The 16,273-nt window shown below is 74.3% G+C and carries 11 protein-coding genes; 3 read left to right on the forward strand and 8 right to left on the reverse strand.

What is annotated here, in order from left to right; translation table 11 throughout:
- Positions 1-30: 30 nt before the first annotated feature.
- From ACFVU9_RS16505 to ACFVU9_RS16525, 5 genes are all read right to left on the reverse strand, one after another.
- Positions 31-1,569, reverse strand: coding sequence for a phage tail sheath family protein (locus ACFVU9_RS16505; RefSeq protein WP_387593865.1), 1,539 nt, complete (start codon positions 1,567-1,569; stop codon positions 31-33).
- A gap of 143 nt (positions 1,570-1,712) precedes the next feature.
- Positions 1,713-3,794: an ATP-binding protein gene (locus ACFVU9_RS16510; protein ID WP_387593867.1), complete on the reverse strand. Its 2,082-nt coding sequence runs from the start codon at positions 3,792-3,794 to the stop codon at positions 1,713-1,715.
- Positions 3,791-4,501 carry a DUF4255 domain-containing protein gene (locus ACFVU9_RS16515; RefSeq protein WP_387593869.1) on the reverse strand — a complete coding sequence of 237 codons (711 nt, stop codon included), beginning with the start codon at positions 4,499-4,501 and terminating at the stop codon, positions 3,791-3,793. Before ACFVU9_RS16515 ends, ACFVU9_RS16510 begins: the two co-directional genes overlap by 4 nt.
- Positions 4,502-4,595: 94 nt before the next feature.
- Positions 4,596-7,859 carry a hypothetical protein gene (locus ACFVU9_RS16520; protein ID WP_387593871.1) on the reverse strand — a complete coding sequence of 1,088 codons (3,264 nt, stop codon included), beginning with the start codon at positions 7,857-7,859 and terminating at the stop codon, positions 4,596-4,598.
- Between the two features lie 181 nt (positions 7,860-8,040).
- Positions 8,041-8,838: a response regulator transcription factor gene (locus ACFVU9_RS16525; RefSeq protein WP_387593872.1), complete on the reverse strand. Its 798-nt coding sequence runs from the start codon at positions 8,836-8,838 to the stop codon at positions 8,041-8,043.
- Positions 8,839-9,073: 235 nt separating this feature from the next.
- Between ACFVU9_RS16525 and ACFVU9_RS16530 the strand changes: the two genes are divergently transcribed.
- Together ACFVU9_RS16530 and ACFVU9_RS16535 are read left to right on the forward strand one after the other, a co-directional pair.
- The gene (locus ACFVU9_RS16530; protein WP_387593874.1) at positions 9,074-10,441 is read left to right on the forward strand and encodes a hydrolytic protein; all 1,368 of its coding nucleotides are present in this window, start codon (positions 9,074-9,076) and stop codon (positions 10,439-10,441) included.
- Positions 10,442-11,057: 616 nt separating this feature from the next.
- Positions 11,058-11,693: a hypothetical protein gene (locus ACFVU9_RS16535; RefSeq protein WP_380438632.1), complete on the forward strand. Its 636-nt coding sequence runs from the start codon at positions 11,058-11,060 to the stop codon at positions 11,691-11,693.
- A gap of 583 nt (positions 11,694-12,276) precedes the next feature.
- Here the strand turns inward: ACFVU9_RS16535 and ACFVU9_RS16540 are convergent.
- Genes ACFVU9_RS16540 through tgmA form a run of 3 tightly spaced genes read right to left on the reverse strand, consistent with a single transcriptional unit; the run spans position 12,277 to position 14,668 of the window.
- On the reverse strand, positions 12,277-13,380 hold the full coding sequence (locus ACFVU9_RS16540) for a methyltransferase domain-containing protein (protein WP_387593876.1): 1,104 nt from the start codon (positions 13,378-13,380) through the stop codon (positions 12,277-12,279).
- Complete coding sequence (locus tag ACFVU9_RS16545) at positions 13,377-14,390, reverse strand: MvdC/MvdD family ATP grasp protein (RefSeq protein WP_387593878.1); 1,014 nt, start codon at positions 14,388-14,390, stop codon at positions 13,377-13,379. The genes ACFVU9_RS16540 and ACFVU9_RS16545 overlap by 4 nt, the downstream gene beginning before the upstream one ends.
- A gap of 2 nt (positions 14,391-14,392) precedes the next feature.
- Positions 14,393-14,668 (reverse strand): putative ATP-grasp-modified RiPP, encoded by a 276-nt coding sequence (gene tgmA / locus ACFVU9_RS16550; RefSeq protein ID WP_387593880.1) that lies wholly within the window; start codon positions 14,666-14,668, stop codon positions 14,393-14,395.
- A gap of 271 nt (positions 14,669-14,939) precedes the next feature.
- Between tgmA and ACFVU9_RS16555 the strand changes: the two genes are divergently transcribed.
- The gene (locus ACFVU9_RS16555) at positions 14,940-16,256 is read left to right on the forward strand and encodes a helix-turn-helix transcriptional regulator (RefSeq protein WP_387593882.1); all 1,317 of its coding nucleotides are present in this window, start codon (positions 14,940-14,942) and stop codon (positions 16,254-16,256) included.
- The last annotated feature ends 17 nt before the right edge of the window (positions 16,257-16,273 follow it).

Here is a 16,273-nt window from a genome sequence, read left to right on the forward strand (position 1 = left end):
TCCCATTCCCGTAGGTGCCGACGGTGCCGGTCACTCGTTGACGAGGCTCGTGCTGTCGGAGAACTGGGCGAGCCGGAACACCACGAACTCCGCGGGCTTCACCGGCGAGACCCCGATCTCGCAGATCACCTGTCCGAGGTCGATCGACTCCGGCGGGTTGTTGTCGCGGTCGCACTTGACGTAGAAGGCCTCGGCCGCGGTCTGGCCGAACAGCGCGCCGCGCCGCCACTCCTCGGTGAGGAACGCGGTGATGTTCCGGCGGATGCTGGACCACAGCCGGTCGTCGTTGGGCTCGAACACCACCCACTGGGTGCCGATCAGGATCGACTCCTCCAGGTAGTTGAAGAGCCGGCGCACGTTCAGGTAGCGCCACGCGGGGTCGGAGGAGAGCGTCCGCGCGCCCCAGATCCGGATGCCGCGCCCGGGGAACGCCCGCACGCAGTTGACGCCGATCGGGTTGAGCAGGTCCTGCTCGCCCTTGCTGAGGCGGATCTCCAGGTCGACCGCGCCCCGGATGACCTCGTTGGCCGGCGCCTTGTGCACGCCGCGCTCGGCGTCGCTGCGCGCCCACACCCCGGCGGCGTGCCCGCTCGGCGGGACCAGCACGTTGCGGCCGGTGGCCGGGTCGAAGACCTTGATCCACGGGTAGTAGAGCGCGGCGTAGCGGGAGTCGAAGCCGGCTTCGTCGTTGCGCCAGGCGCGCATCTGCTGGGCGTTGAGGCCGGGCGGCGGGTCGAGGACGGCGATCCGGTCGCCCATCTGCTCGCAGTGCGACATCACCGCGAGCTGCACCGTCCGCAGGCCCTCGTCGTCGAGGTCGCCGCGCTGGTGGGCGCTCATCAGGTCGGGCACGGCGACCATCGTGATCTCGTCGATCGCCTCCAGGCCCGAGAAGCCGGTCCTGGCCGCAGCGTCGCCGACGTACTCGGCCGGGTCGAGCCGGGCCGGCGGGGCCGCGACCGGTGCGGGCGCCGGAGCGGCGGCCAGGGCGTGGGTCCGGCGCTCGGGGCGGCTCGGCGCCGTGCCGGGCTGCTCGGCGACCGCGACCAGCTTCGACTCCCGCAGCTGGGTGACGACGTAGCCCTTGGTGTTCCGACGGGTCGAGACGTCGTACGTCTCGACGACCTCGGCGCCCTTGCGGACGAGCACGCGGAACCGGTCCTCGGGGACGTTCTCGCCCTCCGCGTCGGCGATCTCGACCGACACGTCGGCGCCCGCGCCGGGCAGGGCCGAGAAGAGGAGGCCGGAGACGGCGACGGGCGGCGGCGCCACCGGTCCGGGCACGACACCGGGGGCCCGCCGCGCCGGGTCGCCGACCCGGACGACGTAGGCCGAGCCGCCGCCGTTGGCGAAGTAGCCGTACACGGCGTGCGCGAGGTAGGTGCCCTCGGTGAAGCCGCCGAACCGCTGGACGTACTGGTCCCAGGTGGTCACCAGCGTGGGCTCGTGGAACGGACCGGCCTCGGCGAAGCCCACGAACGCGGCGACGGCCGTGCCGACGCCCTCGATCGGGCGGGCACCGGACTGGACCTCCTCCACGTACACGCCCGGTGTGAGGTACGACGGCATTCGCGCTCCTTCGGGTGGCCGGTCGGTCGCCCCCGAGTCTGCTGCCGCGCGGCGCCCGGGGACATGTCCCACGGTCCCCGACCGGGGGCAGGGAGGACTGTCCCCGGCGGGCACTCCCAACCGTCGCCTCCGGCACAGCGGGCTCAGCCGTGCCCGGCGTCCCCGAGGACTCCGAGCCACGGCCCGAACTCGCTCTCCAGCACCAGCCGGCCCAGCTTGCGGTACTCGCCGACCACCGCCGCGACCAGTTGCGCCATGCCCAGCGGGGCACCCGTCCCGGCGGCCAGGTAGGCCGCGGAGACCGCGCAGGCCCGGATGGAGCCGCCGGTGAGCTCGAAGCTCCGGGCGCAGAAGTCCAGGTCGAGGTCGTCGCCGCGCGGCAGCCACGGCCCGAGGCAGCGGTCCCACAGCAGGCGCCGCTGCGCCTCGTCCGGCAGCGGGAACTCCGCGATGACGTCCAGCCGCCGGGTGAACGCGTCGTCGAGGTTGGCGCGCAGGTTGGACGTCAGGACGGCGATGCCCTCGAAGGACTCCATGCGCTGGAGCAGGTAGGCCGTCTCCAGGTTGGCGTGGCGGTCGTGGGCGTCCTCGACCTTGGAGCGCTTGCCGAACAGCGCGTCCGCCTCGTCGAACAGCAGGACGCCGTTCACCTGGGCGGCCTCGGTGAAGACGCGTTCCAGGTTCTTCTCGGTCTCGCCGATGTACTTGTCCACGACGGTGGAGAGCTCCACGACGTACAGCTCCATGCCGAGCTCGGCGGCGACCACCTCCGCCGACATCGTCTTGCCGGTGCCCGACTCCCCCGCGAACAGGGCGATCACGCCGTTCCCCCGGCCGCCGCCGGGCCGCATCCGCCACTGCCCGAGCACCTGGTCGCGGTGGCGGGCCCGCAGCACGAGCTCGCGCAGCCGGGCCTCGGTGGGCGGCGGCAGCACCAGGTCGGACCAGCCGACCCCGGGCTCGATCCGCCGGGCGAGGCGGGCCAGACCGGCCGCGTTCTGGGCCCGGACGGCGGCCCGCACGTCGTCGGCGCACACCGGCCGCCGCTCGGCGGCCGCCGTCCTGGCCGCCACGGTGGCGGCCCGCCGCAACTTCTCGCGGTCGAGCCGGTAGGCGGCCACCGCCTCCGCCAACTCCTCGCTCAGCGGCTTCGGTTCGTCCTCCTCCGGCACACCTCCCAGTGCGCGGGCCCACTGCTCGGCCAGCCCGTGCGCCTCCGGCGGGGGGACGGTGACGACCACCGGGCTCTCGTCGGCCCAGGCCGGGTCCCACACCTGCGGGCCGTGCACGATCAGCGGGACGCCGGCGAGCGCGGCGCACAGCTCGCGCAACAGGGCGGCCCGCTCGGGCCGTTCGGGTTCGAGCCGGTCCAGCGGTCCGAGCACCACGCCGCTCCCGCCGAGGCGCGCCTCGCGGGCGAGCACGCGCACGACGGCGCCCGGCGGACGGGCGGCCAGCGCGGCGGCGTCCACGACGAGGGGCGGACGTCCGTCGGCTGCCAGGGCGGCCACCGCCAGGGGGCCGGCGTGGCCGCTCCGGTCCAGGAGGTGCACCAGCCCGCCGTCCGCCGCGAGCGCGCGCAGACGGTCGACGGGCTCCGCGGTGCCGGAAGCGGGCGCTGCGGCGCCAGGGGCGGCCCGACGGGCCAGCCCGGCGAGTACGTCGTCCGGCTCGTCGTCGCCGAGCAGGTGGGCCGCCACGCGGTCCGGTACGCGCAGCGCGCGGGAGAGCAGCGGGCGCTCCGGCTCGGTGATCTCCAGGAGGTCCGCGGCGATCAGCGGGGCCCGCGCGGAGAACCGGAGGCGGCCGGCGCCGGCGGCGGGCAGTCCGCACAGGTCGAGGGCCAGGCCGATGGTCGCCCGGCGCTGGGTCAGGTCGTCGTTGAGGTAGCCGTAGAGCTGCTCGAAGCGGGTGTCGAGGTCGGGGGCGAGGGCCACCAGGAGGAGGTCCAGGTCCACCGGGAGCAGTCCGAAGGCCGCGCAGAGCCGGGCGAGCCGTGAGCCGGGCGGCGGCGGGTCCGTGTTCTCATCGCTGCGGCCCCTTGCGGCGGGGGCCGCCAGGATCCGCTCGACCGCCTCCGGGCCGAGGTACTGGCCGCGGTAGGGGTCGTCCGGGTCGGGGTCGGCGGCGCGGCGCTCGTGGACGGCGGTGCGGACGCGCTGCTCGACCCGGTGCAGCCGTTCCCACAGGTGGTCGGCCGGGGCACCGGCGCGCGACCGGCTCACCGCGTCCCGCCGCGCGGTCGGCGGCCCGGTGGCAGTCCGCGCTCCCGGGGCGCGGCGAAGCCGTCCGGGCCCGGGTCCGCGCCGCCGCGGTAGCGCAGTCGGCGGCCCGGGTGCTCGGCGGGCGCCGGGTGCTCCCGGGTGGTGTCCTCGGCGCGCACGACGAGCCCCTCGGTGACGGGCGGCCCGGCGGGGCTGAGCGCACCGGGCAGCGGGGCGAGCACCCTCAGGTCGATCGAGGGCCGCATCTCCCCGCCGAGCGCGGACCACACGTCGGACACCGACGGCAGGCCCGAGTCGCGCCCGGCGATGTCGAGGCCGACGGTCAGCCCGAGCCGGGCGAGCGTGCCGGTCAGGACCCGGGCGGGCAGCGCGTCCACGGCCGTGAGACACTGCAACACCTCGGCCAGCAGCCGGTGTTCGTCCTGCGGCCGGTTGGTCCAGACGGTGACCAGGTAGGCCAGTTCGAACCAGCGGGGCGCGGCCCGGTGGCCGACCACCACGCCGTCCTCGTCGTACTCGGCGACGGCGCCGGCCTGCCGGCGGGCCGTGTCCTCGCGCATCCCGTAGAGGAACACGTCGACCGTCGGCGCGACCCGCCGGGCCGCCATGTCCCGCGTGGGCGCGTCGAACACCACCTCGACGCCGCGCTCCGGCAGACCGGCCTCGGCGAGCAGCAGGCGCAACGCCTCGTCGACCTCGTGGATCACCGCCGCACCGCCTCCCCCGACCGACCGTTCCGGTCACCCGTCACGTCCTCGCCACCCCTCCCGGCCTCGCCGCCGACCACGCCGGCCACGCCGATCACCGCCGCTCCACCTCCCCCGGCGGGCCGATACTGCCCTCCACGACGAGGAACGGGCAGGTCACCGGCGAGAACCCGGGACCGTCGGCGGTGATGGTCCGCGGACCCGTCTCGTCCTTGGCAAGGATCAGCAGCTGCCCGGCGAACGTCCCGTCCGCCCGCGGGTAGGTGGGCGCCGCCGCGGCGGTGATGCCGGGCTGCCAGGTGAACCGCACCGGCGCGCCGGGCGGGAAGTCCACGCCGCGGACGGACGTGACGAAGCCGGGCTTGCCGATCGGTGGCACCGCGACGATGCGGGGCTGCAGGATGCGCAGCGGGGTGCTCGCCCGGTGCGGTCCCGGTTCGGCGTCGGTGCCGGTGGTGGTGAGTTCGGCGGTGATGGTGGTGTCGAGCGCCGCTACCGGGGACAGCACCACGCGGACCACCTGGCTGCGGCCGGGCCGCAGGTCGGCGAGCGCACACGTCCCGGCCCGGCAGCCCGGGGGCAGGGCCTCGGTGGGCACGCCCGGGGGCAGCCCGAGGGACAGGCGCAGCCCGGTGGCGAGGGCCTGGCCGGCGTTGCGCACGGTGTAGGTGACGGTGACGTGGCCGCCGACGTAGCCGGGGTTGGGCTGGGCCGCGATGGCCACGCCGGGGCCGGCCGCGGGCTGGGGGCCCGGCTGCCCGTGCGGGTCGGTCGAGCCGGGCGGTGGCGCGGGGGCCGGCGACGTGGGCGTCGGGCTCGGCGTTGCCGTGGGCGAAGGCGTCGGCGTGGGCGTGGGCGAAGGAGTCGCCGTGGGCGAAGGCGTCGGCGACGGGCTCGGCGCGTCCTGCACCGGCAGGATCGTCTCGGCGAAGTCGTCCTCCGGGTTCGGGTCGACGACCGTCCCGGTGACGCTCCAGCCGAACGGCTGCGGCCCGCTGCGGGTGCCGATCAGCGTGGCCGTCACCCGGACCTCCGCGCCCGGCGCCAGGGTGCCGAGGTCGCAGCGCAGCGCGCCGGCGTCGCACGTCCCGACCGGGGTCTTCAGCCCGCCGAGCCGGGCGCCGGTCGGCACCGAGACCGTGAGGACGGTGCCGGGCGAGGGCGCGGGGCCCTTGTTGGTGACGGTGACGGGCACGTCCGTGGCGGTGCCGACGGGGACGTCGGGGGTCCGGGCGGGCGCCTTCAGCGCGAGGTCGACGGACTGCTGGACGGACGGCTCCTTCTGGCGTCCCGGCAGCCGGCGGTCGAGCGGGGTGAGCGTGCCGGCGGCGAAGTCGTAGACGCCGAGCCCCTCGGGCGAGTTAGGCGGCAGGGCCCGGCGCGAGGTGAGCACCAGCTGCGCGCCGTTCGCCGTCCAGGCGACGTCGCGGGGCTGGTACGGGCCGGTGGCGGAGGTGTCGGGCAGCGTGCGGGTGCAGGCGCCCTTGTCGTCGCGGAGCCCGGCGGGCAGGACGACCGTGCAGTCGGCGCCGGTGGGCGAGGTGACCAGCACGCCGTCCTGCCGGTTGTTCCCGCCGTCGCCCGCCTTGCGGTTGAAGGCGATGCGGCGGCCGTCGGGCGAGAACACGGGGCTGTCGTCGATGACGTTGCAGGTGCCCGGGCAGATCGCCTTGCTGAGGTCGGCCTGGCGGGTGAGGTCGTCGGCGGGCACGGTCCAGACGTGCAGGTTGCCCGCGTTGCCGTTGACCACGGCCGTCCTGGAGAAGGCGATCAGCTTGCCGTCGGGGGACCAGAAGGGCTCGCCGTCCGAGGCCCCCTGCTGTCCGGCCGGCGGCTCGACGGTGCCCACGACGGCGCCCGTGGACACGTCCGCGATCAGAATCCGGCCCGGCCGCGCGGGCGTCTGGCCACCGCCCGGGGCGCTGCGGCTGAACACGATCAGCTTGCCGTCCGGCGAGAGCGACGGGTCGGTGTCGCGGTCGTCGGGGCGGCGCCCGGCCAGGTTCATCGGGTGCGGATTCGAGCCGTCGGCGTCGGCGAGCCAGATCCGTTCGATCCGGCCGGCCGGGGAGTCCTCGTAGCGGGTCACCACGATCTGGCGGCCGTCGGGCGTGTAGGCCTGCCGCTCGAACCAGGGGTCGTACCCGGGGCGGGGGTGGAAGAGCGGGTCGGCCGCCGGGTCGGTGCTGGTGTTGGTGTCGGCGGCCGGGTCCTCCCTCAGCACGCTGATGCCGAGGTCGCGCGGGTCGGCGCCGTCGGGGAGGACGTCCTGGACGTCGGCGACGTCGGAGGCGGACGCGCTGGTCTGCTCCACCACCGGGCCGCCCTGGGCCTGGGTGCCGAGCCAGGTCGGCGTGGCGATCAACCGGTCGGTGCTGTAGAGCAGTTGGGGCGCGGTGCAGTCGCAGGTCGGCGCGCGGTAGAGGTTCACGACCGGCGGCTGCGGCGGATCCGCCGGGGGTTTGGGGGTGGCCACGTCGGGGCTGAGGAAGAGGACGCCGGTGCCGTCCGCCAGCCAGGAGGCGGAGCCGGTCTTCCAGGTCGAGCCGGTACCGGGGAAGAAGGCCTTCTCCCCGCCGGTGGGCGAGGTGAGGATGAGCGTCCGGCCCTTCTCGCCCTGGTCCCAGGTGTAGACGATCTGGTTGCGGTGCTCGTTGTCGTCGAGCGGGTTCCAGGTCGGGTCGACGGCGTTCCCGCTGGTCACGGTGGTGATCCTGGTCGGGGGCCCGCCGGCGAACGGCCGCAGGTAGATCTGGGTGTGCGCCGGGTCGCCGGTGCACGCGTACGCGACCCACTTGCCGTCCGGCGAGACCGTCGGGTGCGTCTCGTCAGCCGCGCCGTCGGTCAGCCGCCGCAGGCCGCCGCCGTCCCGGTTCACCACCCACAGGACGTGCTGGGACGTGCTGCCCGTCCCGGTGGGCTCCAGCGCCTCGAAGACGACGGCCTTGCCGTCCGGCGCGAGCGCGGGGTGGGCGGTGTCCATGCCGGTGGTCAGCCGGTGCACCGCGCCGGCCGCGTCGCGCAGGTACACCTGCGGCAACGGGCCGTCGCGCAGGCTCGTGAAGACCAGCTCGCCGCCGCGGGCCGAGGGGTCCTGGTCGAAGTGGACCGGGCCCGGACCGAACAGCGGCGTGCTGTCCGCCGTGCCGGTCACCCGGCCGAGGCCGCGGTGGTTCGTGCCGGCGAAGACGATCCGTCCACCGGGCGCGTCGGCCGTCACGGCCGGGGCGGCCCGGCCGCCCGACCCGCCGGGGGCGGAACCCAGGGTCAGCACGGCCGCCGCCAGCGCGAGCAGGACGGCGACGGCGGCCCGGGCCGGCCGCCGGTTGGAGCGGGGAGTGCCGGTGGCGCCGGTCACGCTCGACCTCACAGGTTGCAGGGGCGGTCTCCCCGGCAGTCTCACCGGCCCGCGCGCCCGGGAACAGGGCCCGGGCACCCGATCCGGGGGTAGCGGCCGCTGTCCCCGGAGGGCAGGACGCGGCGGTCCCGGGGCCCGCCCGCCGACGGGGGTTCGAAGGCGGGCCCCGGTGCACCGCCCCTCAGATGAGCCCGCGCCGCATCGCGAACCCGACCGCGTGCGCCCGGTTGCGCAGGCCCAGCCGCGTGATGATCTCGTGCAGCACGTTCTTGACGGTGCGTTCGGAGTAGGAGGTCTTGGCGGCGATCTCGCTCGTGTCGAAGCCCTCCGCCACCAGCCGCAGCATCTCCACCTCCCGGGCCGTCAGTGTCGACAGGGTCAGCCCGCGCCCGTCGAGCATCGTGCGCTGGAGCACCCCGATCCGGTCGAGCAGTTCGCCGAGCAGGTCCCCGGGCATCACGCCCTCACCGTTGGCGAGGGCGGTGATGAGGTGCACCAGCCGGTCCTGGTCCGCCTCCGAGCGCCGCAGCACCGCGGCGACCCCGTACTCGACGATCGTCTGCAGCCCGCCCGCCTCGAAATGGCCCACCACCAGGCCTATTCGGCCCGAGGTGGCGAGCCGCAGCCGGCGCAGCCGCTCGGCCACCACGTCGGTCAGGGCGTCCACCACCAGCAGGGAGACGTCCGCCTTCCCCGCGTCCGCCTCGCTCAGCAGCTCCACTTCCGGTCGCTGGCGCAGTTGCTGGACCACACCGGTCTGCAGGATGAGGTCCTCCGCGTACACGGCCACGCGCACCTGGCCCGGCCTGCCCGGCACCTGGCCCGCCGCGCCGGACGGTCGGCCCGCCGCGCCGCGCACCGGCTGGACGGGGACGCGCCCCGCGTCGGAGGGACGGGCGCTGCCGGACCGTGGCGCCACCGGGGCCCGCCGGGTGGTGACGGCCTCCTCGCGGGACGTATCGGTCGACGTCGACGTCATCGAACACTCCATTCTGCAGTGGACCTGCGATGTGACGGCCGTCCGCCGCGGGGCGGGACCGGCCGTTGGCCTGAGGGGGGCACCCGGCTCGCGCGCTGCTGCGCGGCGGCACCGGACGGGGGTGCGTCGTTCGCCCATGACGAGGGCGGCCTGTCCGCGCGGGGCAAGGGGTGCGGCCCGCGGCTTGCCCGCACGGCCCTCTCCGCGGACGGGCCGGCGGTCCTACCGTCACGCTATGACCACATCCGCCGAACTCGGCCTGCCCACACTGACGGTGGCGCCCGGTGGCGTGGCCACCACGACGCTGACCGTGCGCAACGGTCTCGACATCGTCGAGGCGTACTCGCTGGAGGTCGTCGGCGACTGCGCCGCCTGGACGACGGTCGAGCCGGCCCGCGTCTCCCTCTACCCCGGGACGTCCACGACGGTGACGGTGCGCCTCGCCCCGCCCCGGTCGCCCGCCGCGCGCGCCGGTGAATTCCCGCTCGGGATCCGGGTGTTGCCGACGGAGCGCCCCGAGCTGGTGACGGTCCCGGAGACCACCGTCACGGTGACCCCGTTCCAGGAGCTCCAGGCCGCGATCGCCCCGCGCCGCCGCCGCGGCTGGCTGCGCGGGCGCTACCGGACGTCGGTGCGCAACCTCGGGAACGCCCCCGGCAGCGTGGTGTTCACGCCCGGGCAGGCCGGTGAGGACCTGCGGTTCAAGGTCACCCCGGAGAAGCTGCGCCTCGAACCCGGCGAGTCCGGGGAGGTGCGGCTGCGGGCACGCGCCCGCAAGCTGATCTGGTTCGGCAAGCAGGCGTCCTGGCCGTTCGAGGTCACGGTGGGCCCGGAGGAGGTCAAGCCGCCCGGGAAGGAGTCGGCCGACACCCCCGCCGAGGTTCCGACGGCGGCTCAGCGCCCCGTCCTCGGCGGCGAGTTCCTCCAGCTCCCGATCTTCCCCAAGTGGCTGCTCGCCCTCCTGGCGGCACTGATCGCGCTGCTGCTGGCGTGGTTCGCCCTCGTCCGCCCGGCGGTGCGCAGCTCCGCGAAGCAGGCCGCCGAACAGGCCGTCGCGCAGCAGAGCGCCACCCCCGGCCCGGCCACCGGCGCGGAGCCGGGAGCCCCGGCCCCCGGCGGCACCCCCAACCAGGGGAAGCCCGGCGCCGGCCAGCCGAGTGCGGGGCAGCCGGGAGCCGGGCAGCCGACCAGCGGCAGCCGCGGCGGCCCCGGCCCGGGCCTGGCGGTGCCGGGCACCGGGCAGCAGAGCTCCGCCACGATCGACGTGCAGACCGCGAACGCCACTTCGTCGTCCGGCAGTTACCAGGTGCCGCACGGCAAGGTGTTCGACATCACCGACGTCGTGGCCAGCAACTTCCAGGGGGACCAGGGGCAGTTGACCATCACGGCCGGCAAGCAGACGATCATCACCATCGCGCTGGAGACCTTCCGCAACCAGGACTACCACTGGGTGACTCCCATCCAGGTCCCCGAGGACCAGGCCGTGACGGTGAACGTGACCTGTGAGGCGCCCGGCACCCCGGCCTCCGGCAAGCAGGCGCCGACGTGCCACGAACTCCTCAACGTCAGCGGAACGTTGAGCGACATCAGGCAGGGAAACTGAATCGGCGTGCACCTTTCCGGTCCGGTTCCCCCGGGGAACCGGACCGGAAAGGTGCACCCGGCGCCCCACCCGTGTCAACGGGCCCCTTCCGCCGGAACGGGCCCGCCCACCTCCGCGATCTCCCCCTGCCCCATCCCCTCCCGCGCCCCGTGACCATGTCAACACTCGGTGGACACCCTTGCTCGTTCGGGCACCTACTGCCAACTCCGGCCGACCGGCCCCCGCACACCCACCTGCCCTCCCGGGGAACCCTGTAGGGCCCCGGCGGGCAGCGAGCCCGTCCCGCGCGGACGGCCGGCTGTGCCCCGACGCGCTCCTGACGTTCCGTCGATCCGGAGTTAGCGTTGCGTTGATCCCACACCAAAGACGGCACCAGGGCCGCACGTCCACCAAATCACCACAAGACCGGACCGCTACACGAAGGAAACCCCACTCGACGCACGCGACCCCCTGGCTCGCCGGCCCGCGGAGCCGACAGCCGATCGCGATCGGATCCCGGCGCCCGGCTCCTCACACCCTCCGGTCGTGCGCACGGTTGCGCACGGTTGTGCCCGTTCGGGCAGCCTGTGCCATGATCGTCTGCCGTCATGCCGTCAGGTCGACCTCGGGGGGACACATGAGCCGGATCAACTGCCCGCAATGCGGGACGCTCGACCAGGTGCGGAGCGTTCCCAGCGTCTACGAGTCGCAGACCAGCACGTACTCCGGGACCAGCACCGGCTACTCCTCCGGCGTCGCGTACGCGCGCGGGGTCGGGGTGGTCCCGAGCTTCGGCAGCTCGACCGTCCACAGCTCCGGCTCCACCAGCAGTCTGCTGGCGTCCCACATCGCGCCGCCGCCCCCGCCGCGGCTCGTCCGGCCGAGCGGCGGGTGCGCACTGGCGATCGTCGTGGCCGTCGCGGCGGCCTGGGCGCTCGCCATGCTGCCGTTGTTGACGTCCGGCGACAAGGGCGCCGGGCAGAACTCGGCGATCGCGTTCACCGTCCTGGGCGGCCCGTTCGTCCTCGCGGCGGTGTTGCTGATCATCCAGCGCTCGAGGACCCGCCGGCGCTCGCAGAAGGCCTTCGAGGCACATTCCGTGGTGTACCCGTCCTTCGCGACCGCCTGGAGCGCCGCCTACCTGTGCCTGCGCTGCCACGTCGCGTACGTGCCGGAGGGCGCCCTCGGAATCGGCGCCTCACCGGCCGTCCCGGTCCACCGCTTCCCGGACCTGGTCGCCAGTACGGCGGCCCGGCTGCGCGGCGAGATGTGACGAGCACCTCCCGTCAGGGGACCGGCCGGTGGCCGTGCCGTGCGGGACGCCCCTTTCCAGCCCTGTGTTCTCGGCGCCCATGGGCCGCGTCCCGGTGACCTGATCGGACATCTCGATCCCGCGCCGGCCCGGGGCGACCGACCGCGCGCCTCCCGGCGGAAGAGCTCCGAGCCACGGGCACCGCGCGATTTCTCCGTGGTGACGATCAGGAAGGTCCGGTACTCGCGGGCCATCGCCTCGCACGCGGGACTGCCGCCGAACAGCGACTCCAGGAGTCCGTCCAGGTCGTACCCCAGCACACGGTCCTCGGCCGCCGCGTCGATCCCGTCCCCGTGGAACTCCGCGACGATGCCGATGGCGATGATCCGCACCAGCGCGACGTACCGCTCCCAGCTGGTGAACTCGGGAACCACACAACGGACGTACTCCCAAGCACAGGCCAGGACCTCGGCCCGGGTCCCGGCCGGGAGATCCGGTCCCCTGAGATCGGAGTCGAACTCACTCGGATAGAACCAGGCATCCGAGCTCGCGGGCCTCGTGACCATCGGGCGCTTCAGGGCTTCAGGGGACCTTGTCCGATCGGCTACCCGTTCCGGGCACCGAGCACCCAGCCCGGGCCGCCGGGCCCGTCGAGCCAGACCCGCTGATCGTCCCCGGCGATGGTGAGGCCGTAGCGACCCCGGTCCGGGCGGTCGTGGTCCTCGTACGTGCGGTGGGCGGCTTCGAGCTCGGACCACAGCCGACGCGGCCCGCTCTCGCGCACGCTGCCGTCGGCCCGGAGCTCGGCGATCGATCCGCAGGGCGCCCAGACGCAGGCGCCGACCGGCCGACCGGCATCCGACAGTTCGTAGGTCCAGCCCAGCCGGCCGAGGGCGACGCCGACCAGGAAGCGGAAGTTCTCGTCCACCACCGCATCGGCCCCGACCTCGCTCGCCCGGCCATCACCACCAGGCAGCCTCGGGCGACGGATGATCCCGCTGTCCCCCGCCGCGCGGAGCGGCATGAAGTACGCGCCGGTGGCGAGGAACCGCCCACGGGCCTGCCCGGGGCCCGTCCTCTCGGCACGCACGACACCCGCCCCGAGCGGAGCCACGATCACACCGCCGTCGGCGAGCCCCGACAACCAGGCAGCCGGGATGCGGCCGATCCCACAGGTCGCGATGATCCCGCCGAACGCACCATCGGCGGCCGCAGCACCGTCAGCGGTGACGACTGTCGGCCGGTAGCGCGTCATGCCGAGCCGGCGCCGGGCCTCGGCCGTCACGTCCGGATCGACGTCGACGGTCACGACCCGATCGGAGCCGTAACGGTGGGCGAGCAGGGCGGCGTTGTAACCGGTCCCGGCGCCGATCTCCTTCACCCGGCCGTCGCCGAACTCGCCGAGGGCCTCCAGCATCGCGGCCATGAGGGACGGCTGCGTGGACGACGACGCGGCATTGCCGCCGATCAGGTGCGTGACGAGCGGCCGGTCCTCGTATACGGCCGCCAGCCACCCGGGGTCGTCCCGGCAGACGCGCTCCTGCCGGCCGTCCGGCCCCTGCCGGTAGAAGTACGGCACGAAGACGTGCCGGGGCACATCCCGGAACGCGCGCTCCCACGCGGGGTCGTTCAGGGAGCCGCCCGCGACGAGCGCGTCGACGAGGGCGCCATGGAGGGTGTCGGCGCCCGGCTCGGTGGTGGAGGTCACGCGGTGCCCTTCTGCAACAGATCCGCCAGCGCGGTGGTGACGGCGGCACGGGTGCAGTCGATCCACGCCCACTGTCCGCCTGGGTTGACGTCGACCAGCCAGTGCGTCCCGGCCCGGTCGACGATCAGGTCGACGGCGGCGAAGACGAGTCCGAGCCGCCACAGCATGTCCAGGATGCCCGTCCGGGTCGCGGCCGGCAGGCCGATCGGCGCGTACGTCAGCCGTTTCGAGTCGGTGCGCCAGTCCAGCCGCCCCGGCCCGTCGGGAGCGTCGATCCGCACCGGGAAGACCCTCCCGGCCACGCACGTGACGCGGACCTCGTACGCCTTGTCGGTGATCTCCCGCTGGAACAGGTGCGCGGTCAGGGAGACCCGCGGTTCGTCCCACCGGTCGGGCGGGACTCGGGTGGTGTAGATCTGCCCGCGCTTGCCGTCCTCGGTGTGGACGATGCCGCCGAGGACCTTCGTGACGATCCGTCCACCGCAGCGCTCGGCGAAGTCCCGGACCGCTTCCGGGTCGTTGGTGACCAGGGTCGCGGGCACGTGCAGCCCGGCCTCGGCCGCCGCCGTGAGCTGCGCGGGCTTGGTGCAGTCCGCGTTCCGTTCGGGCCGGTTGACCCACAGGACGTGCGGCAGCGAACCGAGGACGCCGGCCAGGCCACGCTTGGCCTGCCCGGCGGCGAACCGCCGTTCAGGGCCGGACATGGTGGCCGGGAACCGGAAGGCGGTGGGCTTGCGCCACCACACGCAGGCCAGCTCGGAGAGGTCGACCCCGCCCGTCGCCCCCGCCAGTGTGCCGCCCCACGCCCCGTCGGGCCGGAGCTCCGCCGACACGGTCGTGCGCTGCGGGAAGTCAGCCAGGTCGGTCCGCCAGAACGGAACGCCCCGGGCGTTGAGTTCGCGCAGGACGTGGTCGGCGGTGGGGTCCAGGTCGTGGGTGATGACGAGCACGCGCGGCGAGGTGCCCCGCGTGCTCCCGGTGCACGTGCCGGTACCGGTGCGGATGGCCATCGTCAGTCGTCGTTCTGGTCGAAGTCGACGCTGATGACGGTCTGCCCGTCGCTCTCGGTCTGGCAGCCGGACGTTTCCGCGGTCGGCAGATCCAGGGCCGGACGACCGTCGATCAGCGACAGCTGCGTGCGGGGGTCGAGTCCGACCGGAGGCAACGGCACGACGGTCACGGGGTTGGTGACGGCGTCGAGCCCGAACGGGCGGGTGGCGAGCGGGCCGGGCGGCTCGGTGTCGACGTCGAGGTTCAGCGTGGGCAGGCGGTCGGTCAGGACGGACATGATCGGCTCCTTCTCGGGCTCGGAACGCGCCCAGGCGATGGCTGTCGCGAGCAACGTCGGAAAGGGTCTTCGATGACCTGACGTCCATGCCCGATGACCGGCGCGCGTCGCTTCGACGACCAGCTCCGTCCGCTTCGCAGGGGAACGTGTCGGCGCGTGTCGAGTACATCGCCAACCCGGTATCCCGCAAAAGACGTTGCCCGTAGTCCCGGGGTTGTCCCGGCCTCGCGCGCTGTAGGCTTCCCGTCACCGTCGATGATGGAATTGGCCCGTGGACGACCCGATCCGACACCCCCTCGCCTACGCCCGTGAACTGCGCGGGTGGTCACAGAGCGACCTCGTCGTCTCCCTCGACCGGGCCGCCCGCAGGCACGGACTCCGCTCCGGCACGGACAAGACGGCCGTCAGCCGGTGGGAGAACCGGCGCAAGCGGCCGAACCCGGATACGCAACTCCTGCTCGCGGAAGCCTTCGACGTCCCGATCGCCGACATCGAGCTGTACGGCTGGCCCGACTGGCTGCCCGGAAGCGAAGTCCCGCTGCCACTGGGGGCGGCGTACGCCGTCCAAGCACTTCGAGACGCACAGAGAGCCGCCATGGACCGCCGCAGCTTCATGACCTTCAGCGCCGCCGCACTGGCCGGCCTCGCCGCACAGTGGGCGTCGATCGAGCCGGATCGCCTGCCTTCCGCCCTCGCCGGCAGCACAGCCGTGGACCCCGGGCTCGTGGACTGGCTGGAGGAGACCAGCACGAAGCTGACGACCCTGCCCACCGAGCAGCGCCAGCACACGATCAAGCTGATGGACGCCCACCTCGTCACCGTCACCGACCTGATCGACGGCGGCCGCCACACGGAGCCCGTCGCCAAGCGACTGCACCTGCTGGCCGCTTCACTGGCCACCACCTGCGGCTGGTACCGCTTCGACCAGGGCAGGCACTTCGCGGCGGGGAAGCTCTGGGCGGGCGCCCTGCAAGCCGCGAATGCCGCGGGCGACCGCGACTTCGGCGCCGGTGTGCTCTCCGACTTCGCCTACCAGTCGAACTGGACCGGCCGGCCGGACGTCTCGGTCGACCAGCTCGGCCACGCCCTCTCCGGGACGAGGCACCCCACCGCCCGGTCGCTGCTCTTCCTCCGGCGGGCCAGGGCCCACGCGGCGCTCGGCGAACGCTCCGCGTGCTACCGCGACCTGTCCGCCGCCGAGGTGGCCCTGTCGACCCGGGTCGACGATCCCGCACCGGCCTGGTGCGCTTGGATGGGCCCCGCCGATCTCGCCGTCGACTCCGGCCAATGCCTCCTGGACCTCGGCCGGGCCGACGAAGCGTGCCTCCGGATGGCCGAGGGCATGTCCCTCCTGCCCAAGTCGCGGGACAAGACGCGCGGCATCTTCCTGACCTACCAGGCCAAGGGATTCCTGCGGTCCAACGACGTCGACCAGGCACTCGCCGTCACCACCGAATCCCTCGACCTGGCCACCCGGATCGGCGCCGAGCGGTGCGTCGCCCTGGTCCGCGAGCTCGCACCCGCGTTCAGGCCGTACCGCCGGGTCGACGGCGTCGCCGAGTTCGTCGACCGGGTCCGGGCCGCCTAGAGGACGGCGCCGCACCG

Origin of the sequence: Kitasatospora sp. NPDC057936 (assembly GCF_042887525.1) — a bacterium.
GTDB lineage: Bacteria > Actinomycetota > Actinomycetes > Streptomycetales > Streptomycetaceae > Kitasatospora.